Origin of the sequence: Streptomyces sp. NPDC087844 (assembly GCF_044742785.1) — a bacterium.
Lineage (GTDB): Bacteria > Actinomycetota > Actinomycetes > Streptomycetales > Streptomycetaceae > Streptomyces.
This window is the reverse complement of record NZ_JBIUVD010000017.1, coordinates 14896-34959: the sequence shown is the minus strand read 5'-3', so window position 1 is coordinate 34959 and position 20064 is coordinate 14896. Positions and strand designations below refer to the sequence as shown.

Genomic DNA, 20064 nt, shown 5'->3' with positions numbered 1-20064 from the left:
TCAGCACGCTTCGGCCGGGCTCAGTGCACGGCGTCGGCAATGTGCTGGGTACCGATCCGCTTGCGGAACACCCAGTACGTCCACCCCTGGTAGAGCATCACCACCGGTGTCGCGATCACCGCACACCAGGTCATGATCTTCAGCGTGTACGGGCTCGACGAGGCGTTGGTGACCGTCAGGCTCCACTCGTCATTCAGCGAGGACGGCATGACGTTCGGGAAGAGCGTCAGGAACAGCATCGCGACCGCGGCGACGATGGTGAGGCCCGACAGCCCGAAGGCCCAGCCCTCTCGCCCTGCCTGGTTCGCCATGATCGCTGCGACCAGCGCGGCCACCGCCACGACCAGTGCGATCAGACTCTTGCCGTCGCCGTTCTCGACCTGGGTCCAGAGCAGGAAGACCAGCGCGAGCACGGCCGTCACCAGTCCGAGCCGCAGAGCCAGCTTCCGCGCCCGCTCCCGGATGTCGCCGAGGGTCTTGAGCGCGGCGAACACCGCTCCGTGGAAGGTGAACAGCGTCAGCGTCACCAGCCCGCCCAGGACGGCGTACGGGTTGAGCAGATCCCCGAGACTTCCCACGTACTCGAAGTTCTGGTCGATCTTCACGCCCCGGACGATGTTGCCGAAGGCCACACCCCACAGGAAGGCCGGCAGCAGCGAGGTCCAGAAGATCGCGTTCTCCCAGTTGCGCTGCCACTGCTCCTCGGGGCGCTTCGCCCGGTACTCGAAGGCGACTCCGCGCAGGATCAGGCAGACGAGGATGAGCAGCAGCGGCAGATAGAAGCCGGAGAAGAGCGTGGCGTACCACTCGGGGAAGGCGGCGAAGGTCGCGCCTCCCGCCGAGAGCAGCCACACCTCGTTGCCGTCCCAGACCGGGCCGATGGTGTTGATCAGTACCCGCTTCTCGGTCCGGTCGCGGGCGAGCAGTTTGGTGAGAACACCGATCCCGAAGTCGAAGCCCTCCAGGAAGAAATAGCCGGTCCACAGGACGGCGATCAGGACGAACCAGATGTCGTGTAGTTCCATGACTCAGCAGCTCCCTGGGCCTAGTACGAGAAGGCCATCGGCTTGTCGGCGTCCCGGAGGTCGCCACCGATCTTCGTGGGCGGGTTGAGGTCGGCCTCGGTGAGCTCGGGTGGTCCGGCCTTGATGTACTTGGCGAGCAGTTTCACCTCGACGACGGCGAGGATCGCGTAGATCGTCGTGAGGACGATCAGCGAGGTGATCATCTCGCCCTGCGACACACCGGGGGAGACCGCGTCCCGGGTCTGCATGACGCCGTAGACGACCCAGGGCTGCCGGCCCATCTCGGTGAAGATCCAGCCCCAGGAGTTGGCGATCAGCGGGAAGGCCATCGTCCAGACCGCCAGGAGCCAGTACAGCCGGGTGAGCCTGGACCCGAGTGGCTTCTTGAGCAGCACCAGGTGCGGGACCTCGTCCTCCCCCGTCCGCCGGGCGGCCGGCAGCAGGAACCTCTTCCGGGTCAGCCACAGGCCCAGCAGGCCCAGGGAGAAGGACGCCATTCCGAAGCCGATCATCCAACGGAAGCCCCAGTAGGCGACGGGGACGATGGGCTTGTAGTCGCCGGGGCCGAACTTCTCCTGCTCGGCCTTGTTGGTGTCGTTGATGCCGGGCACGTACGAGTCGAAGTCACTGTGGGCGAGGAAGGACAGGAGCCCGGGTATCTCAAGGGCCACCGTGTTGTGACCCTTGTCGACGTCCCCGTAGGCGAACACGGAGAAGGGCGCGGGCTTCTCGCCGTCCCACAGTGCCTCCGCGGCGGCCATCTTCATCGGCTGCTGCTCGTACATGACCTTGCCGAGGGTGTCCCCGCTGATCGCGGTGAGGAGGCCACCGACCGCCATGGTGACCAGTCCGAGCCGGAGCGAGGTCCGCATCACCGGGATGTGCTTCTTGCGCATCAGGTGGAACGCCGCGATACCCACCATGAAGGCGCCGCCCGTCAGGAACGCTGCCGAGAAGCTGTGGAACACCTGGTTGAGTGCCGTGTTCTGGGTCAGGACCAGCCAGAAGTCGGTGAGTTCGGCGCGCCCCTTCTTCTCGTTGATGCGGTAGCCGACGGGGTGCTGCATCCAGGAGTTGGCCGCGAGGATGAAGTACGCCGACAGCAGCGTGCCGATCGAGACCATCCAGATGCAGGCCAGGTGGATCTTCTTCGGCAGCTTGTCCCAGCCGAAGATCCAGAGCCCGATGAACGTGGACTCGAAGAAGAAGGCGATCAGGGCCTCGAAGGCCAGCGGGGCACCGAAGACGTCACCGACGAAGCGCGAGTAGTCGGACCAGTTCATGCCGAACTGGAACTCCTGCACGATGCCCGTGACGACACCCATCGCGATGTTGATCAGGAAGAGCTTGCCCCAGAACTTGGTGGCCCTGAGGTACTTCTCCTTCTCCGTGCGCACCCATGCGGTCTGCAGGCCCGCGGTGAGCGCGGCGAGCGAGATCGTGAGCGGGACGAAGAGGAAGTGGTAGACGGTGGTGATGCCGAACTGCCATCGCGCTATCGTCTCCGGCGCCAAAGCCAATTCCACGTCGTCAACTCCTTACGTCGCCGTGGTAACCGCGGCGGTTTGCCCTCCTTGCCCCAGACATCCAGGGAGCAAATGGGACACGCTTGTGAACGCGTTCACATTCACAAGCAATTATGACGCATGGACGTTCGAGCGATGACAGGCGGGGGTACTCAGCTGCGGGCCGTGGCACGTCCGGCGCAAAGTTCCAGGTCAGCGGGCACGCAAGGGCACCGAACGAGACGAACGCCACAAGGCCCCGGCACCCCGCGCTCGCGGGGTGCCGGGGCCTTGGTCCACAGCCGATGCCGGCAGTTCGGCTAGATCTCCTTGCGGAAGACCTCCGCCGTCCTCAGAAAGATGTCGTTGGCCTCGGTCTCGCCCACCGTCACCCGGACGCCCTCGCCCGCGAACGGCCGCACGACCACCCCTGCCTGCTCGCAGACGGCCGCGAAGTCGACCGTGCGCTCTCCGAGCCGCAGCCACACGAAGTTCGCCTGGGTGTCCGGCACCGTCCAGCCCTGCCCGCGCAGCGTCTCGACCACCCGCGTGCGCTCGCAGACCAGCGAACCGACCCGCCCGAACAGCTCGTCCTCGGCGCGCAACGAGGCGACCGCCGCGTCCTGCGCGAGCTGACTCACCCCGAAGGGCACGGCCGTCTTGCGCAGCGCCGACGCCACCGGCTCATGAGCGATCGCGAAGCCGACCCGCAGTCCGGCGAGACCGTACGCCTTGGAGAACGTACGCAGCACGCACACGTTCGGCCGGTCCCGGTAGAGCTCGACGCCGTCCGGCACCTCCGCGTCGCGCACGAACTCCCGGTACGCCTCGTCGAGAACCACCAGGACATCGCCCGGCACCCGGTCGAGGAATCGTTCCAGCTCGGCCCGGCGCACCGCCGTACCCGTGGGGTTGTTGGGGTTGCAGACGAAAATCAGCCGGGTCCGGTCGGTGATCGCGTCCGCCATCGCGTCGAGGTCGTGCACATCCCCCGGCGTCAGCGGCACCTGGACCGGCGTCGCCCCGCTGACGCGGGTGATGATCGGGTACGCCTCGAAGGACCGCCAGGCGTAGATCACCTCGTCGCCCGGTCCGGAGGTCGCCTGCACCAGCTGCTGGGCGACGCCGACCGAGCCGGTGCCGGTCGCCAGATGCGTCAGCGGCACCCCGAACCGGTCCGCCAGCTCACTCATCAGCCCCGTGCACGCCATGTCGGGGTAGCGGTTGAAGGCCTCGACCGCCGCGGTCACGCTCTCCAGCACACCCGGCAGCGGCGGGTAGGGGTTCTCGTTGGAGGACAGCTTGTACGCCGCCGGACCGTCCGAGACCGCCGCGCCCGCGGCGGTGGACGCTGATGTGCCACGCCCGGGCTTGTACGTGGGGATACCCTCCAGCTCGGCTCGCAGCTTCGGGCTCGTCTCGCTCACCGCAGTCCTCCTTGTGACCGTCTCCGGCTCATCACCACCACCGGCTGTCATTACTGCTCACCTTAAGAGGATTCGAGACCCCTGAGTACGGCCGGGACCGACCTCCCGGCCGGGCAACGAAGATCCGTGTGCGCACTCCCGGGCATCACCGCACGAAGGCGTACGAAAGAGGGGGCGCGCTGCCCGTCGCGGCCCGCGCCGATAGCTCACGCCGTGGCGCGCATCCCCCGTAAAGGTGAGTTGAGACCTCTTCGAGACATGGCCCCTTTAGCAGGCCCATGCGCGTCGACAAGTGACGTACTGCCATCGAATCGGTCAACGCCCTTGCTTTCCATGGCAGTTGGCTACTTATGACCATGCAGAAACGTGCCTGTCAACGAGTGCATATGCGTCCGCACTACCCCACCGCATGAGCCCTACTATCGGCTCGCCATGACAGCAGCAGGGAAGCACCAGGTGAGCCGGTCGGAAACCTCCCGTCGAGGAAACCGGCCGGGCCGGGCGGGTATCAGAGACGTGGCCGCGGCCGCAGGAGTCTCCATCACGACGGTCTCCGACGCCCTCAACGGCAAGGGACGGCTCCCGGACGCCACCAGACGCCATGTCCGCGAGGTCGCCGATCGGCTGGGCTACCGGCCTTCCGCGGCGGCCCGAACCCTCCGTACCGGCAAGTCGGGCCTCATCGGCCTGACCGTGACGACCTACGGGGACGAACCTTTCACCTTCACGGAGTTCGCGTACTTCGCGGAGATGGCCAGAGCCGCCACCTCGGCCGCGCTCGCCCGGGGCTACGCCCTGGTCATCCTCCCAGCGACCTCACGCCACGACGTGTGGTCGAACGTGGCCCTGGACGGGACGGTCGTCATCGACCCCTCCGACCAGGACCCGGTCGTCAGCGAACTGGTCCGCCAGGGGTTACCGGTGGTCTCGGACGGCCGCCCGGCCGGCTCGCTGCCGGTGACCGCCTGGGTGGACAACGACCACGAAGCCGCGGTCCTGGGCATCCTCGACCACCTGGCCGCCGCCGGAGCCCGCAGGATCGGCCTGCTGACCGGGACGACCACCGACACGTACACCCATCTCTCCACGACCGCGTACCTCCGCTGGTGCGAGCGCGTCGGCCAGGATCCTGTGTACGAGGCCTATCCCGCGCACGATCCGTGCGCGGGCGCGGTGGCCGCCGACCGGCTGCTCGCCCGGCCCGACCGGCCCGACGCCGTCTACGGCCTGTTCGACCCGAACGGCACCGACCTCCTCGCGGCGGCCCGGCGCTACGGCCTGCGCGTACCGGACGACCTGCTTCTCGTGTGCTGCAGCGAGTCCACCGTCTACGCCAGCACCGAACCGCCCGTCACGACACTCTCGCTCAAACCGAGACGAATCGGCACGGCCGTGGTCCAGCTCCTCATCGACGCCATCGAGGGGGTCGAATCGGACCAACCGGTCGAGCAGGTGATACCGACGGAGCTGATCGTGCGCACCTCCTCCGAACGACGGTCGCCACGGACGACCGTCAGTCCCCCGAGGTCTCCGGAGCAGGGGTGACCTCCGACGCGGAAAGCCCCCCTCAATTCGGTAGAAAACCACGGTGAACTGGGGTTCTGCTCCGATTCACCACCCCTGGGTCATCACATGGCGCGATCCGCATTCCTATGATGGGCGGACGACACCGCGGGCCGCTGCGACCAGGCAGTCCGACGCGGTGCAGATGCGGCGCGATGGTGGTGGAGGGGTCGATGACTCAGGGGGCCGGTCAGGGACCCGAGATGCGGACGCCGACGGTGCGCGACTTCCGCGTACCGGCGTACGTCCACGAAGCCGGTCCGTACGCGCAGCCACCCGGACCGCACCCGGCACCGCCCGGGCAGTACGACCGGCCGGCCGAACCGTACGACCGCTCCGCCGAGCCGTACGACCAGGCCGCCGACCCGTACACCGGACCCCCGGAGCCGTACGTCCGATCCGGTTCCTACGCGGGCGGGCCGCCGCACGGTGAGGCCGGCGTCCCCGCCGCCGAGCCGGAGGGCTACACGCCGACGGAGCGCGATCTGCCGGTCATCAACCGCGGTGACACGGTTCAGATGCCGGTCGACCCCGAGGCCGGGCAGATTCCGCAGCCCGAGGAGGGACCGGGTCCGCTGTACGTCGTCGGTGACGTGCACGGGTACTTGGACGAACTCGTCTCCGCGCTGCACGAGAAGGGGCTCATCGACCTCGAAGGCCGCTGGGCGGCCGGCACCTCCCGGCTGTGGTTCCTCGGTGACTTCACCGACCGAGGCCCCGACGGGATCGGCGTCATCGACCTCGTGATGCGGCTGTCCGCGGAGGCCGCCGCGGTCGGCGGCTACTGCAAGGCGCTGATGGGCAACCACGAACTGCTGCTCCTGGGCGCCAGGCGGTTCGGGGACGCCCCCGTCAACTCCGGCGCGGGAACCGCCACCTTCCAGGCCGCCTGGCTGCTCAACGGCGGCCAGAAAACCGACATGGAGCGTCTCCAGGACCATCATCTGCAGTGGATGGCCCGCCTGGACGCGATGGAACTGGCGGACGGGCATCTGCTCGTGCACTCCGACACGACCGCCTATCTCGACTACGGCGACTCCATCGAAGCGGTCAACGACACCATCCGCGAAACCCTCACCCGCAATGACCCGGACGAGTGCTGGGACCTCTTCCGCAAGTTCACCAAGCGCTTCGCGTTCCGCGACGACGGCGGTGCGCAGGCGGTCCGCTCCCTGCTGGAGACCTACGGCGGTTCACGCATCGTCCATGGTCACAGCCCCATTCCGTATCTCCGGGGCGAAGTCGGATCGGAGGACGGGGAGAGGTCACCGGCTCTCGCGGTCGAAGAACCTCATGTGTACGCCGACAAGCTCGCGATCGCGATGGACGGCGGCGTGACCATGGCCGGAAAGCTGCTGGTCCAACAGCTCCCCCTGGATAGCTGAGCGTTCACGGGGCACACGTCCTGCGATGGAGGACGCGTGCGGTCCCGGGGCAAATTCTGGAAACCCCCTGTCACCCTGTGCCGTCATCGCTCTACCATCGGCTTATCCGTAGCAGGCTCCCCTCCGTTTCTGCCCGACGGCTCGTCAGCATGCCGAGTCACCCAGCCCTACGGAGCATCGGGGGATGCACATGAACAGCGTTCCGCAGCACCTGCTGAACGAGGACCGCCAAGAGTACGAGCGGATCCTCGACGAGGCGCTGCGCTCCGCACCACACCGTCCGGAACTCGCCGCTGTCGGTCAGCGGCTCAACCCCGAACAACTGCGCACGATGGCACTCAACGCCACCGCGCTCATCACGGCCGCCGCGGCGAGCGAGTACCAGCACTATGTGAAGGTTCGCGAGGAACTGCGCCAGCCGGCGCCGTCCGCCCCTCCCGTCCGCGAAGGATCCACCAGTTCCTCGGATCCGGGCACGAGCGCGGTGGGGCTCGCCACCGCCATGGGGGAAGTCGCCGAGACCGCGGGGGCCGGTGCCGCCGCGGTTGTCGCCGTGCTCGCCCCGGTCCTCGCCGGCACCGCCGCGGCGATCTTCCTGCTCGTCGGCTACATCCTGAAGATGCTCGACCCCCAGCCGGGCATCGCACGGACCCTTCTCACCACCGGCTGGGTCTTCGGCGCCATCACGGCGGTCTCGATCCTGGTCGCCGCCGTCTGCCTGCTGCTCGCCGCACTGCGCAACGGCGCCAGTTCGCTCCAGGCCGGTGTGCACGGCGAGCGGAGCGAGGAGGTCACCCTGGCCAGGGAAGCCTGGCACGAAGCCCTCCTGGAGCGCGGCCTCATGCCGTTCCTCAGGGAGGCTCTCGCCGGCCCGGGTACAGCGGCACTCGGCCGGACGAAGCCGACGGCACCTGTCAGCCGGATGCCGCAGCTCGGCTACGACCGCCCCGGCTTCAGCAGCCCTGACGGGGGTGCGGCAGCGGGTCCCCGCCCCAGCTACTCAAGCCCGGACTTCAGCAGCCCGGACTTCGGGGGACCGGAGCACGCTCCGGAGTAGGGTCCGGGCCCGCCGATACCGCCCGTCCTGGCAAGAATGATCGACGACGGAAATCCGTCGTCGATCTTTTCTTTTTACGTCCCCCCAGTTATGTCGCCAGAGCGTGCGCTTCGCCAGAGCATGCACTTACGTCTCCTGCGTCATGTATCACCACGATAAAAAAATAGGGCCCCGCCGTAAATCAAGCCCCATAAATCAACTCTGCTGCACAGATTCGCAGGTGGGCTTGTTTTATTCGTGCGCGCGAAGGATGCTATATGCCATGTGGCAATCCAGCAGCACGCACTCAGTACACAAGCAGGCAGGCTGGCGGCGTTGAGTCAGCAGGCGCTGAGCCTTGCGGCTCATGGGGTCCAGGCGTTCGGGGCGGCAGCAGACAGTGTCCTCACCATCCGCCGAGCAGCCGTAAGCGGCGTGCCTGGTCGCCTTGAGGCCACTAGCCTACTGACGGACAACGCCAACAGCGTCAGGACGGAGACCTCGGTGCCACAGGAAGAGCCCGGATTCCAGCGTGCACGACTGCGTGACCGCCTCAAGAAGGCGAGGGAGAGCGCGGGGCTGAAGCAGCGTGAGGTGGCGGAGCAGCTGGACTGGTCACCCTCGAAGGTGATTCGGATCGAGGCGGGCACGGTCGGCGTGTCGGTCACCGACGTGCGGGTGCTCGCGGAGCACTACGGGATCACCGAGCAGGCGCAGGTCAAGGTGTTGACAGACATGGCGCGTGCCGCACGACGGCCGCCGTGGTGGGACCAGTACCGCCCGTGGGTGACCCAGGACTTCGAGACGTACCTCGGATACGAGAGCTCCGCGTCGATCATCAGAAACTTCGAGCCCAACCTGGTGCCCGGCCTGCTGCAGACCGAAGAGTACATGCGTGTGGTCCTGAACCGGCTCGACTTCGGGACGGAGAAGACCGAGCAACTCGTGCAACTGCGCCTGGAACGCCAGGACCGTCTTATTCAGCCGGATGGCCCGGAGTCCTTCTTCATCCTGGACGAAGCCGTGATCCGCAGGACCGTGGGATCACCCGAGACCATGGACAAGCAGTTCGAAAAGCTGCTGACAATCAATGAGATGCCGAAAGTCACGGTACTGACCGTCCCCTTCAGCGTCGGCATCTATCCGCGCTTCGGCTCGCCTTATGCCCTCTTCGAGTTCCCCGAGGACGAGGACGAGATGGTCGTCTACTTGGAGAACCCAGACGGCGAAGCCATTCTGAGCGAGAAGGCTCTTGGGCGCACGTCACAACGTCGCCCGACAGACTATCTCGATATCTTCTGGGATGTGGAGAGGGGGGTCGCGACTGAAGTGACGAGAGAGTTTCTGTTCGGTCAGGAGTGACACTGAAGACAGCAGGGGAGCATGTCACGGAACGTCACTGGCCGACCTGAAAACAAACCCGAAGAGCCAGCAGAGCAAGCCGCTAAAAAGCAAGGTCCTCAATCGGAAATTTTCAGCTCAGAAAGGAATGATCGCCAGGCATGAGTACTGAAACCCAGTAGCGCCCGGTCGGGAAAATGTGAATCGCGAACGGCTACGTGATCAGCGAGAGCCACCTCGACGCAATTTCCTCCGTTAGTGGCCGAGCTCTTCCGCCATCGCACCTCAGCATCCTCGACTCGCATGCAACCCCCATGTCTGCACCAACCATTGGATGGCGATGCCGAGGCATTTCGGCATCCAAATCATTATGGGCGCCGACATCAGCACTGCCAAGATGCACGCGAGCGCCCAGCACATGACGATAAATGGAGGTATATGGCCCGCAAACACAATAAAATATCGGCCTCGGTGCTCAAACGCCTGGCCGAAAAGAAACCAAGATTGTTCCGAGTGAACACAGCAAAAGGGAGCCCGGCGACCCGGCCGGCAAGCTTCAGGTCACGGACTCCCTCACGCCAAGCACCCTCGTCTGCGAAACCGAAAGGAGCTCTGCCATGGAGTCTACAGACTCCATCTCGGAGGGCTACTCACCACACAAGACCAGCTCAACGAACTGGAAGCAATGGGCGCGCACCGCAGGCGCCAACGCATTCAAGGGAGCCTGCACGGCACTTGGGGCCGGAGCAGTCTCGTTACTGATCTGGTGGCTCGAAAAGAAATAGCGTCCCTCTTTCATCACCGGCCTCATCCGCGAGCCGGCGTCGGCCGGACCACCGAGGTCCTGGAAAGCATCGTCCAGGACCTCGGCACCACGGCACCATGACCGTTCGATCGGCCAAAGAGGCGCCCGTACGGCACCCGAGCCGACGGGCGGCCCGTTTCAGTCGGCCATGGGCAGATAGACCCGGTTACCCGCGGCGGCGAACTCCTTCGACTTCTGGAGCATCCCGTCGGCGACCTCCTCGGGCGAGGCCCCCGCGGACGCCGTACCGCCGAACTGCTCGTTGATGCTGTGGCTGATCTTCATAGAGCAGAACTTCGGCCCGCACATGGAGCAGAAGTGCGCCGTCTTGGCCGGTTCGGCCGGCAGGGTCTCGTCGTGGAACTCCCGGGCGGTGTCCGGATCCAGGGCCAGGTTGAACTGGTCCTCCCAGCGGAACTCGAAGCGGGCGTCCGACAACGCGTCGTCCCACTCCTGTGCGCCCGGATGTCCCTTGGCGAGGTCCGCCGCGTGGGCCGCGATCTTGTAGGTGATGACACCCGTCTTGACGTCGTCACGGTTGGGCAGGCCCAGGTGTTCCTTGGGCGTGACGTAGCAGAGCATCGCCGTGCCCCACCAGGCGATCATCGCGGCACCGATGCCGGAGGTGATGTGGTCGTACGCCGGGGCGATGTCGGTCGTCAGCGGGCCCAGCGTATAGAACGGAGCCTCCTCGCAGATCTCCTGCTGAAGGTCGATGTTCTCCTTGATCTTGTGCATCGGGACATGCCCCGGGCCCTCGATCATGGTCTGTACGTTGAAACGCTTCGCGACCTTGTTGAGCTCTCCGAGGGTGCGCAACTCCGCGAACTGCGCGGCGTCATTGGCATCCGCGATCGACCCGGGCCGCAGCCCGTCGCCCAGCGAGTACGTGACGTCGTACGCGGCGAGAATCTCGCAGAGCTCCTCGAAGTGCTCGTACAGGAACGACTCCTTGTGATGCGCCAGGCACCACGCCGCCATGATCGAGCCGCCGCGCGAGACGATGCCGGTCTTGCGGTTCGCGGTCAGTGGGACGTACGGCAGACGCACACCCGCGTGGACGGTCATGTAGTCCACACCCTGCTCGGCCTGCTCGATGACCGTGTCCTTGTAGATCTCCCAGGTGAGTTCCTCGGCACGCCCGTCGACCTTCTCCAGTGCCTGGTAGAGGGGGACCGTGCCGATGGGGACGGGGGAGTTGCGCAGCACCCACTCACGGGTGGTGTGGATGTTGCGGCCGGTCGACAGGTCCATCACCGTGTCGGCGCCCCAGCGCGTCGCCCACGTCATTTTGTCGACCTCCTCCTCGATGGAGGAGGTGACCGCGGAGTTGCCGATGTTGGCGTTGACCTTCACCAGGAACCGCTTGCCGATGATCATCGGCTCGATCTCCGGATGGTTGACGTTGGCCGGTAGCACGGCCCGGCCTGCCGCGATCTCCTCACGGACGACCTCCGGGCCGACGTTCTCCCGGATCGCCACGTACTCCATCTCCGGCGTGACCTCGCCCCGCCGTGCGTAGGCGAGTTGCGTCACCGCCTGCCCGTCACGGCTCCGGCGGGGCAGACGCAGGCGCCCCGGGAAGACCGCGTCGAGGTTGCGCAGTCCGCCGCGCGGCGAGGTGTGCTTGATCCCGTCGTCCTCGGGGCTCACAGGACGGCCCGCGTACTCCTCGGTGTCGCCACGGGTGATGATCCAGTTGTCGCGCAGGGGCGCCAGACCCCTGCGTACGTCGGTGTCGACGACCGGATCGGTGTACGCGCCGGAGGTGTCGTACAGGGTGACCGATTCACCGTTGGTGAGGTGCACCTGACGGACCGCCACCCGAAGATCGGGGCGCGAGCCCGCGACATACGCCTTGTGCCAGCCGATGGACTTCCCGGCTTCATCGTTACCGGCTTCATCGTTACCGGTTTCATCGTTACCGGCTTCGTCGTTCTCGGGCGAAGCAGCTGCGCCGTCGTGCTCGGCCGCCGCGGACAGCTCGGTTCCGTCGGCCGAGGCGGGCGCCCCGCCCGTCTGACTGGAGACAGGCGTGCGTACGTCCTTGTTGGTCATGAGACCTACTCCCTACGCCGGCATTACCCGGTAACAGGTTCGGCGGTCGACGCAGCGTTTCCCGTCCGGCGATGTTCCACGTGAAACATCGCGGATACGGAGGTCAGCGCCCTCTCAGCCCGGTGCTCCGAGCTCCCGCGTGTGCAAAGGTGCTTCCACGCTAGCGTCACAATGGGCGCGGTGAACAGTGGGCCTCTCTCGTTCTTGCGATGATCGGTCGGTGACCACGACGCAGCAGCCCCCACTTCCGCCGTCCGAATCGCCCCACGGACACGGCCACGACGGCCACGGTCACGGCGGCGGACCTGGACATGGATCCCATGGCCCCGGAGGCGGTGGCGACCGGCCCGGCGGTGGCGACGGCGACGGACCTGTCGGCGGCGGGCACGGCCACTCGCACAGTCATGGCCCCGCGGCCCCTGTCTCCATGCACCTGCGCAAGATCATCGCGGCGGTGCTGATTCCTTTCGCCGTGGCGGTCGTTGTGGGTCTCGCTGTGCTCTGGCCGGGCGGCGCCCCCGGTCATGAGCGCACGGGTGTCGGCTTCGACCGGCAGACCCAGCAGGCCACCGTGACCAAGGTCGACAAGGTCGACTGCAAGTCCGTGAACGCCTCGGGCGGGACTCCGACCGGTGACACCTCGACGGCCGAGGGCTCATCGGCTCAGCAACAGGACTCAGGCACCTGCAAAAAGGCGACGATCCGGGTCGACTCCGGCAAGGACAAGGGCCGTACCTTCACGGAGATCGTCCAGCCGGACTCCTCGCGCCAGTTGGAGCAGGGCCAGGAGGTGATCGTGGCGTACGCGCCCGACGCCCCCAAGGAGCTCCAGTACTCGGTCACCGATGTGAACCGCAAGCTCCCCATGGCGCTGCTCGCCGGCATCTTCGCCCTCGCCGTGGTCGTGGTGGGCCGGATGCGCGGTGTCATGGCGCTGATCGCGCTGGCCGTCAGCTTCATGATCCTGACGTTCTTCATCCTGCCCGCGATCCTTCAGGGGTCGAATCCGCTGGTCGTGGCGGTCGTCGGGGCCAGCGCCATCATGTTGATCGCGCTCTACATGTGCCACGGTCTCTCGGCCCGGACGTCGGTCGCCGTACTGGGCACGCTGCTGTCCCTGGTGCTGATCGGGCTGCTCGGCTCAGTGTTCATCGACTGGGCCGCGCTGACCGGCAACACCGACGACAACACCGGCCTGATCCACGGCCTCTACCCGTCCATCGACATGAGTGGTCTGCTGCTCGCGGGGATCATCATCGGTTCGCTCGGAGTGCTCGACGACGTCACGGTGACCCAGACGTCGGCGGTCTGGGAGCTGCACGAGGCCAACCCGACGATGGGCTGGCGAGGGCTGTACCGCGCGGGCATCCGTATCGGACGCGATCACATCGCGTCTGTCGTCAACACGCTCGTCCTTGCCTACGCGGGCGCGGCGCTGCCTCTGCTGCTGCTTTTCTCCATCGCGCAGAGCAGCGTGGGGGCGGTGGCCAACAGTGAACTGGTGGCCGCGGAGATCGTCCGCACGCTCGTCGGCTCGATCGGGCTGGTCGCCTCGGTGCCGGTCACGACGGCGCTCGCGGCCCTGGTGGTCTCGGCCGACCGCCTGGGCGACGCTGCCCCGGTCCAGCAGCCGCAGCCGCAGCCGCAGTCCGGGGCGAAGGCACCGCTGCGCGGTGGGAGCGGCCGCCGCCGCAAGCACTGAAGCCGGCACGGCACCGGGGCTGACCGTTTTTCTGGGCCCCGGAACAGGGACACCGCCCGCGCGGGACCGGCTGTCGGCCGACCGCGGGCGGCGGGCGGTGCGCGGTTGGGCAGCGGGCGGCGACAAGCGCGGAAGCGTTCCCTCACTTCGGCCGCCGCCACGTCACCCCGCGCTCTGTTCCTCCGCCAGGATGCGGTCCAGGGCCTCGTCCAGATGCGTGTCGAAGCCGGCGAGGGAGCGCTCCTGGCCCAGCGGGACCAGCCGGTCCGTACGGTCGAGGAACGCCAGTAGAGGTGCCGTACCGCAGCGGAACAGAGCCTGGTCGACGCCCACCTGAAGCCGGATCAGCACATCGCCGAAACTCTCGGAGTCCGAGGGAGTGATGTGCACGTCTCCGTCCCCGCACGGCCGGCCCACACCGTCGATCAGCAACTCCCGGCCGAAGGCCCAGGTCACCGGAGCGTCACCGGGCAGGTGGAAGGTCAGACGCACGGCATAGGGATCACAGGTCTCGTAACGCAGCTCCACCGGAATGCGGAAGGAGAGCTCCTCCGAGACGACGAAGCTCATCATGACCTCTGCCTGTACTACCGACTCGCGCATCGCCTACCCCGTCGTTTGCCGTCCATGGCCGGGAATCGTCCACCTAAACACTTCTGGCATCTTGCTTAACGTGTACACCAGATCACAAGGAGTGAGTTTTCAGATGCTGATAGAGACGGAGAGCGTCCCCAGCAACTGGTCGATCTCGCTCTGCAGTCGCCGCGCCGCGGGCAGCAGTCGATCGGCCTGGTGGGAAGGCATGGAGATGGCCACCGTGGCCGCCGTGCTGCCCAGCGTGAGCGGGATCGCGGCGCAGACCGTTCCCAGCGCGTACTCCTGACGTTCGATCATGGGCTGCATACGTTTGGTCGATTCGAGACGGCGAATCAAGGTCTGATCGTCACGCACCGTGTACGGCGTGACGGATCGCACGGGATAGCGGGATAGGTGGTCCCTGCGCCCCTCCGCGTCGAGCTGGGACAGCAGACACTGGCCGATCGCGTGCGCGTGCCCCGTCTCCCGGAAGTCCGCCCACTCCTCGACCGCGGGGTTGCCCGGGGTGTCGGCGACGCACTGGACCTCGATCTCCCCGCCGCGGTAGACCGCGTAGTAGACGGGCGCACCGATCGAATCGCGCCAGCTTCCCAAGGCATCGGCGATCGTGCTGCGACGTTTCTGCTGGGCGCCGCTGCGGCTCAGCCGCTCGGCCGCCTCGCCGAGGAAGAACAGTCCCTTCTCGCGGCGCAGATATCCCTCGTGCACCAGGGTGCGCAGCAGGTGGTACGCCGTGGGGAGAGCGAGTCCGGCTTCGCGAGCCAGTTGCTTCGCGGGCGCCCCGTGCTCGTGACGCGCGACGGACTCCAGAAGACGCATCGCACGCTGCACCGAACCGATGAGGGTCGTGGGATGCGGCTCGGAGCCGGAAACCTTCGGTCCTGCGGGTGCGGTGTCAACCGTGGCCAAAGGTCACTCCCGAAGCGCGAGGGGGCCGCCCGCGCGAGGGTGTGACACGGGTGGGTTCGAAACGCCGCTCCCGAGGATCAACCCCGCGGCGAGTTCCGGACTTTAACCGTCTGCCACCGATCGCTGATGACATGCCTCGAAAACTTCCCCCACCCGAGGGAACTGACGTTCCCCTCAGCGGTGAGGGCCTGCCGGACGATGAGATCCGGCGGATCACCTGTCCCCCGTGCCGCCCGTCTACCAGTCGCTCCTCGACGAGGAGCCCGACATGAACTTCCGTACGACGTAGATCAGTCCGCCGACCAGTGCCACGAAGAGCAGCAACTTGAAGAGCAGGCCGATCACGAATCCGACGACACTCGCTATCAGGCCGCCGAACACGACCAGAGCGATGACCGGCACCGCGATCCACTTAACCCACCACGGCATCCCCGCGAAGATCTCTCGCATCGCCCTTGTCCTTGTCTCTCTGCCCGTTTCCGAGTGCTGTCCCTGATCGTTCCCGCCGTGCCGGCGGGCCACGAACGTCCTGCCTCGATGCTAGGCGCGGCAGGGGTGCCGATGGGGGCCTCGCACCCCTTGTCCTCCCCTGACCGTTCCCCTAGGGAACCCTGAGGCGGACGTCAGCTCTCCGGCGGAGAGAAGACCACGACGACCCGCAGATCCTCGCTGATGTGGTGGAACTTGTGAGCCACCCCCGCGGGTACGTACACGACACTGCCGCGCGCCACCTGCGTCGTCTCCATACCGACCGTGATCGCGGCACGGCCGCTGACGACGAGGTACACCTCGTCCTGGCGGTGGGGCTGCTGCGGGTCCTGTGCGCCCGCGTCCAGCGCGTACAGGCCGACCGACATGTTCTTCTCACGCAGGAACTGGAGGTACGCGCCGTCGTTGGCGGCGCGCTCCGCCTCCAGTTCGTCCAGCCGGAATGCTTTCATCGCCCTTGTCCGCCCTTGCCCCGCTGCTCGTATCCGATCTCTTCTGTCACGATCAGACACATGAAGAATTTTGTAGTCAAGACGATCGCCAACGCGGGCGCCCTGGCGGTGGCGGTGTGGCTGCTCGACAAGATCACCCTGACCGGGGACAGCACGGGCAAGGAGATCGGCACGCTGCTGCTCGTCGCGCTGCTCTTCGGAGTGGTGAACTTCCTGGTCAAGCCGGTCGTGAAGGTCCTCACATTCCCGCTGTTCATCCTCACGCTCGGGCTGATCACGCTGGTGGTCAACGCCCTGATGCTGCTGCTCACCTCGTGGCTGGCGGACAAGGTCGATCTGAGCTTCCACGTCGACGGTTTCTGGACCGCCGTTCTGGGCGGTCTGATCATCTCGATCGTCTCCTGGGCCCTGAACGTCGTCCTTCCCGACGAGGACTGAGCGACCCGATGCCCTATCGCGTGTGCTTCGTATGCACCGGCAACATATGCCGCTCCCCGATGGCCGAATCCGTCTTCCGCGCGCGGGTGGCCGAGGCGGGGCTCGACGGTCTGGTCGAGGTGGACAGCGCGGGTACCGACGGCTGGCACGAGGGTGACGGCGCCGACCCGCGCACCGTCTCCGTGCTGGAGACGAACGGCTACGGCAGCGGCCATGCGGCCCGCCGGTTCCGGCCCGACTGGTTCTCCCGACTCGACCTGGTGATAGCTCTCGACTCCAGCCACCTGAAAGCCCTGCGCCGCCTCGCGCCGACCCCGGTCGACGCCGAGAAGGTCCGGCTGCTGCGCTCGTACGACTTCGCCGCCGGAGCCGATCGCGACGTACCGGATCCCTATTACGGGGGGATGGACGGTTTCGAGGAGTGTCTTGAGATGGTGGAGGCGGCGAGCCCCGGACTGCTCGCCGCTGTACGCGAGCAAGTGGAGGGACTGGCGGCATGACACATTCTTTCGAGGGAGCGGGTGACGGCACGCGCGCCGTGCGGGCTGGACTGCCCGAGCCGGTCAAGCACGAGCCCACCCTCCCCGGCCCGGTCTTCGCCGCCCACTTCCATCTGCCGGGCGATCCCACCGGCCCTTACACCTACGGTCGCGACGAGAACCCGACCTGGACCCACCTGGAGCGCGCCATCGGCGAGCTGGAGGCTCCGGACCGGGACGGCGTCGAGACGCTCGTCTTCGCCTCCGGCATGGCCGCCATCTCGGCCGTCCTCTTCTCCCAGCTGAGCGCCGGCGACACGGTCGTGCTGCCCGACGACGGCTACCAGGTCCTGCCGCTCGTACGCGGACAGCTGGAGGCGTACGGCATCGAGGTGCGCACGGCGCCGACCGGCGGCGACGCCCAGCTCGACGTCCTCGACGGAGCGAAGCTGCTGTGGATCGAGACCCCGTCGAACCCGGGGCTCGATGTGTGCGACGTGCGACGGCTCGCCGAGGCGGCCCACGCGCGCGGCGCCCTCGTCGCGGTCGACAACACCCTGGCGACGCCGCTCGGGCAGCGGCCGCTGGAGCTGGGCGCGGACTTCTCCGTGGCCAGCGGCACCAAGCAGCTCACCGGGCACGGAGACGTCCTCCTGGGGTACGTCACGGGTGGCGACGCCTCGGCGATGGCCTCCGTACGGCGCTGGCGCAAGATCGTCGGGGCGATCCCGGGGCCTATGGAGGCATGGCTCGCGCACCGTTCGCTCGCCACGCTGCAGATGCGGGTGGACCGGCAGAACGCGAACGCCCAGGTGATCGCCGAGACCCTGCGGGACTGGCCCGAGGAGCTCGCGGTCCGCTATCCCGGGCTGCCCGGCGATCCTTCGCACAAGATCGCCTCGCAGCAGATGAGGCGCTTCGGATGTGTGGTGTCGTTCACCCTGCCCACGCGCGCGCGTGCCGACCGTTTCCTCGACGCCCTGCGGCTCGTGGACGACGCGACGAGCTTCGGCGGGGTGCGGTCGACCGCCGAGCGGCGCGGACGCTGGGGCGGCGACGCGGTCCCGGAGGGCTTCATCCGTTTCTCGGTCGGTGCCGAGGATCCGGAGGACCTGACGGCGGATGTCCGGCGGGCGCTCGACGAGTCCGCGAAGTGAGCGCTTACTGAGTGACCTGCCAGTAGTAGCACTACGCACAGCGGGCGGCCCGAGCCTCCCCCCTCGTGGCTCGGACCGCCCCGGTTCTCTGCGCTAAGAACCGCGCCAACTAGGCTAGTTGACTCTGTGTCAGTGTCCAATCACGGTAGCGACAGGGGGCTATCGACTTATTTATAGTTGAAGGCTTCCGGGAAGCTGGAGATCGAAGGGAAGCCATGGATCTGGCCCTGCTGCGGACCTTTGTGACCGTGCACCGGGCCGGCTCCTTCACTCGCGCCGCCGCTCTGCTCGGCCTCTCCCAGCCGGCCGTCACCTCACAGATCCGCACACTCGAACGGCAGCTGGGGCGCCCACTGTTCCTGCGCCAGGCCCGCGGGGTGACCCCCACCACCATCGGAGACGAACTCGCCCACAAGGCCGCTCCGCATCTCGACGCCCTCGTGGAGATCACCGAGACCGGTCTCGACGCGGACTCCTCCGTGCGCACCCTCCACCTCGCCGGACCCCTGGAATTCACCGCCGAGCGCGCACTGCCCGCGCTCACCGAGCTGATCGGCGACGACGGCCACGGCTTCGCGCTGCGGGCCTCCTTCGGCAATGCGGAGGAGACGCTGGAAGGACTCGCTGCCGGGCATCACGATCTGGCCATCTGCACGGCACGCCCCCGGGGGTCCCTGCTCACCGCGACTCCGCTCTGCGACGAGGAGCATGTACTGGTAGCCGCCCCCCGCTGGGTCGCCCGAATCGGCTCCGACACGTTGCGACGCCACGGTGCGCACGCGCTGGAGAACCTGCCCGTGGTCGAGGTGCACGAATCGCTGCCGTTCATCGCCCGCTACTGGGCTTCCGTCTTCGACTCCCTGCCCGCCGCATCGGGCACCGTCATCGTTCCCGACCTGCGGGCGGTGCTCGCCTGCGCCACCACCGGCGCGGGTCTCGCGGTCCTGCCGCGCTATCTGTGCGGGCCGGCTCTGGAGCGGGGCGACGTAGTGGCGCTGAGCGAGCCGACGGTTCCACCCCTTCGTACATACTTCCTGGTGGTACGGACCGGCACACTGGCCATGCCGCATATCGCGCGGGCCCACGAGTGGCTGCTGCGCGCCGCTACCGGCTGGTCGTGACGCAGATGCCTCGCCTGCTCCGGACGGCGATGTTTCACGTGGAACCAACCGGGCCACATTCCTCCCATGACCGACCGACCCGTGGTCAAGCGCACCGCCCGGGCCGTCCTGCTGGACGGCGACGACTTGATCTTGATCAAACGGACCAAACCCGGCGTCGATCCCTACTGGCTGACGCCCGGCGGCGGGGTCGAGCCCGAGGACACGACAGTTGTCGACGCGCTCCATCGTGAAGTGCACGAAGAACTGGGCGCCAAGATCACCGATGTCGTGCCCTGCTTCGTCGACACCGTCGAACACATCGGCGAGGACAGCGGCTCGACCGGGGTGAAGGTGCAGCACTTCTTCGTCTGCCACCTGGAATCCATGGATCCCTCACTCCGCCATGGCCCCGAGATCGAGGAACCCTGCGGCGACTACGAGATCGTGCGCATCCCCTTCACTCGCGTGGGCATCGCTTCCGTCCACCTCGTACCGCTGTCGCTGCGGCACTATCTCGACGGGAACATCGAGGGCGTACGAGCGATGCAGGCACCCGATCTCGGCTGAACAGTCCGCTGCTGCGAGCCGGGTTC

19 protein-coding genes and 1 riboswitch are annotated in these 20064 nt (G+C 67.0%); of the genes, 10 read left to right on the top strand and 9 right to left on the bottom strand.

Annotation, left to right across the window (positions count from 1 at the left end; genetic code table 11):
- Positions 1–20: 20 nt before the first annotated feature.
- The 3 genes from cydB to hisC form a co-directional block, all read right to left on the bottom strand.
- On the bottom strand, positions 21–1025 hold the full coding sequence (cydB, locus tag ACIOKD_RS28695) for a cytochrome d ubiquinol oxidase subunit II (RefSeq protein WP_402089746.1): 1005 nt from the start codon (positions 1023–1025) through the stop codon (positions 21–23).
- A gap of 20 nt (positions 1026–1045) precedes the next feature.
- Positions 1046–2551 (bottom strand): cytochrome ubiquinol oxidase subunit I, encoded by a 1506-nt coding sequence (locus ACIOKD_RS28690; protein ID WP_402089744.1) that lies wholly within the window; start codon positions 2549–2551, stop codon positions 1046–1048.
- Between the two features lie 299 nt (positions 2552–2850).
- Complete coding sequence (gene hisC / locus ACIOKD_RS28685) at positions 2851–3957, bottom strand: histidinol-phosphate transaminase (protein WP_402089742.1); 1107 nt, start codon at positions 3955–3957, stop codon at positions 2851–2853.
- A 432-nt stretch (positions 3958–4389) separates the two neighbouring features.
- Here hisC and ACIOKD_RS28680 point away from each other — a divergent pair, with 432 nt between their 5' ends.
- The 4 genes from ACIOKD_RS28680 (at position 4390) to ACIOKD_RS28665 (ending at position 9303) form a co-directional block, all read left to right on the top strand.
- Positions 4390–5502, top strand: a complete 1113-nt coding sequence (locus tag ACIOKD_RS28680) for a LacI family DNA-binding transcriptional regulator (RefSeq protein WP_402089741.1) — start codon at positions 4390–4392, stop codon at positions 5500–5502.
- 176 nt (positions 5503–5678) lie between these two features.
- Positions 5679–6905 carry a metallophosphoesterase family protein gene (locus ACIOKD_RS28675; protein WP_402089995.1) on the top strand — a complete coding sequence of 409 codons (1227 nt, stop codon included), beginning with the start codon at positions 5679–5681 and terminating at the stop codon, positions 6903–6905.
- 184 nt (positions 6906–7089) lie between these two features.
- A complete protein-coding gene (locus ACIOKD_RS28670; RefSeq protein WP_402089739.1) occupies positions 7090–7962 on the top strand; it encodes a hypothetical protein in 873 nt (290 codons plus the stop codon).
- A 264-nt stretch (positions 7963–8226) separates the two neighbouring features.
- A complete protein-coding gene (locus ACIOKD_RS28665) occupies positions 8227–9303 on the top strand; it encodes a helix-turn-helix transcriptional regulator (RefSeq protein ID WP_402089737.1) in 1077 nt (358 codons plus the stop codon).
- A 98-nt stretch (positions 9304–9401) separates the two neighbouring features.
- Here the strand turns inward: ACIOKD_RS28665 and ACIOKD_RS28660 are convergent, their stop codons facing one another.
- Positions 9402–9587, bottom strand: coding sequence for a DUF397 domain-containing protein (locus ACIOKD_RS28660; RefSeq protein WP_402089735.1), 186 nt, complete (start codon positions 9585–9587; stop codon positions 9402–9404).
- Positions 9588–10225: 638 nt separating this feature from the next.
- The gene (gene thiC / locus ACIOKD_RS28655) at positions 10226–12145 is read right to left on the bottom strand and encodes a phosphomethylpyrimidine synthase ThiC (protein WP_402089734.1); all 1920 of its coding nucleotides are present in this window, start codon (positions 12143–12145) and stop codon (positions 10226–10228) included.
- A riboswitch (TPP riboswitch) is annotated at positions 12138–12294 on the bottom strand. Its footprint overlaps the gene before it by 8 nt.
- Positions 12295–12365: 71 nt before the next feature.
- Here thiC and ACIOKD_RS28650 point away from each other — a divergent pair.
- Entirely contained in the window at positions 12366–13847 is a 1482-nt protein-coding gene (locus ACIOKD_RS28650) for a YibE/F family protein (RefSeq protein WP_402089732.1), read from the top strand.
- 162 nt (positions 13848–14009) lie between these two features.
- Here the strand turns inward: ACIOKD_RS28650 and ACIOKD_RS28645 are convergent, their stop codons facing one another.
- The 4 genes from ACIOKD_RS28645 to ACIOKD_RS28630 form a co-directional block, all read right to left on the bottom strand.
- On the bottom strand, positions 14010–14450 hold the full coding sequence (locus ACIOKD_RS28645; protein WP_402089730.1) for an SsgA family sporulation/cell division regulator: 441 nt from the start codon (positions 14448–14450) through the stop codon (positions 14010–14012).
- Between the two features lie 99 nt (positions 14451–14549).
- Entirely contained in the window at positions 14550–15275 is a 726-nt protein-coding gene (locus ACIOKD_RS28640) for an IclR family transcriptional regulator (protein WP_402089993.1), read from the bottom strand.
- Positions 15276–15590: 315 nt separating this feature from the next.
- A complete protein-coding gene (locus tag ACIOKD_RS28635; protein WP_398287251.1) occupies positions 15591–15803 on the bottom strand; it encodes a DUF5326 family protein in 213 nt (70 codons plus the stop codon).
- Between the two features lie 173 nt (positions 15804–15976).
- On the bottom strand, positions 15977–16294 hold the full coding sequence (locus ACIOKD_RS28630; RefSeq protein ID WP_381834445.1) for a cupin domain-containing protein: 318 nt from the start codon (positions 16292–16294) through the stop codon (positions 15977–15979).
- Between the two features lie 60 nt (positions 16295–16354).
- On the opposite strand from ACIOKD_RS28630, the gene ACIOKD_RS28625 reads away from it, so the two are divergent.
- From ACIOKD_RS28625 to ACIOKD_RS28605, 5 genes are all read left to right on the top strand, one after another.
- Positions 16355–16732, top strand: coding sequence for a phage holin family protein (locus ACIOKD_RS28625; protein ID WP_402089728.1), 378 nt, complete (start codon positions 16355–16357; stop codon positions 16730–16732).
- 8 nt (positions 16733–16740) lie between these two features.
- On the top strand, positions 16741–17232 hold the full coding sequence (locus tag ACIOKD_RS28620) for a low molecular weight protein-tyrosine-phosphatase (protein ID WP_402089726.1): 492 nt from the start codon (positions 16741–16743) through the stop codon (positions 17230–17232).
- Positions 17229–18368: a cystathionine gamma-lyase gene (locus ACIOKD_RS28615; protein ID WP_402089724.1), complete on the top strand. Its 1140-nt coding sequence runs from the start codon at positions 17229–17231 to the stop codon at positions 18366–18368. Before ACIOKD_RS28620 ends, ACIOKD_RS28615 begins: the two co-directional genes overlap by 4 nt.
- A gap of 215 nt (positions 18369–18583) precedes the next feature.
- Positions 18584–19489: a LysR family transcriptional regulator gene (locus ACIOKD_RS28610; protein ID WP_402089722.1), complete on the top strand. Its 906-nt coding sequence runs from the start codon at positions 18584–18586 to the stop codon at positions 19487–19489.
- Positions 19490–19555: 66 nt separating this feature from the next.
- Positions 19556–20038 (top strand): NUDIX domain-containing protein, encoded by a 483-nt coding sequence (locus ACIOKD_RS28605; protein ID WP_402089720.1) that lies wholly within the window; start codon positions 19556–19558, stop codon positions 20036–20038.
- The last annotated feature ends 26 nt before the right edge of the window (positions 20039–20064 follow it).

Excerpts from the sequence above, each read along its gene's own strand:
- ACIOKD_RS28680 (WP_402089741.1), top strand. The coding sequence starts at position 4,390 with ATGACAGCAGCAGGGAAGCACCAGGTGAGCCGGTCGGAAACCTCCCGT.
- ACIOKD_RS28620 (WP_402089726.1), top strand. The coding sequence starts at position 16,741 with ATGCCCTATCGCGTGTGCTTCGTATGCACCGGCAACATATGCCGCTCC.
- ACIOKD_RS28645 (WP_402089730.1), bottom strand. The coding sequence starts at position 14,450 with ATGCGCGAGTCGGTAGTACAGGCAGAGGTCATGATGAGCTTCGTCGTC.
- thiC (WP_402089734.1), bottom strand. The coding sequence starts at position 12,145 with ATGACCAACAAGGACGTACGCACGCCTGTCTCCAGTCAGACGGGCGGG.
- cydB (WP_402089746.1), bottom strand. The coding sequence starts at position 1,025 with ATGGAACTACACGACATCTGGTTCGTCCTGATCGCCGTCCTGTGGACC.
- ACIOKD_RS28670 (WP_402089739.1), top strand. The coding sequence starts at position 7,090 with ATGCACATGAACAGCGTTCCGCAGCACCTGCTGAACGAGGACCGCCAA.
- ACIOKD_RS28660 (WP_402089735.1), bottom strand. The coding sequence starts at position 9,587 with ATGCGAGTCGAGGATGCTGAGGTGCGATGGCGGAAGAGCTCGGCCACT.
- ACIOKD_RS28605 (WP_402089720.1), top strand. The coding sequence starts at position 19,556 with ATGACCGACCGACCCGTGGTCAAGCGCACCGCCCGGGCCGTCCTGCTG.
- ACIOKD_RS28630 (WP_381834445.1), bottom strand. The coding sequence starts at position 16,294 with ATGAAAGCATTCCGGCTGGACGAACTGGAGGCGGAGCGCGCCGCCAAC.
- ACIOKD_RS28625 (WP_402089728.1), top strand. The coding sequence starts at position 16,355 with ATGAAGAATTTTGTAGTCAAGACGATCGCCAACGCGGGCGCCCTGGCG.
- ACIOKD_RS28635 (WP_398287251.1), bottom strand. The coding sequence starts at position 15,803 with ATGCGAGAGATCTTCGCGGGGATGCCGTGGTGGGTTAAGTGGATCGCG.
- ACIOKD_RS28615 (WP_402089724.1), top strand. The coding sequence starts at position 17,229 with ATGACACATTCTTTCGAGGGAGCGGGTGACGGCACGCGCGCCGTGCGG.
- ACIOKD_RS28610 (WP_402089722.1), top strand. The coding sequence starts at position 18,584 with ATGGATCTGGCCCTGCTGCGGACCTTTGTGACCGTGCACCGGGCCGGC.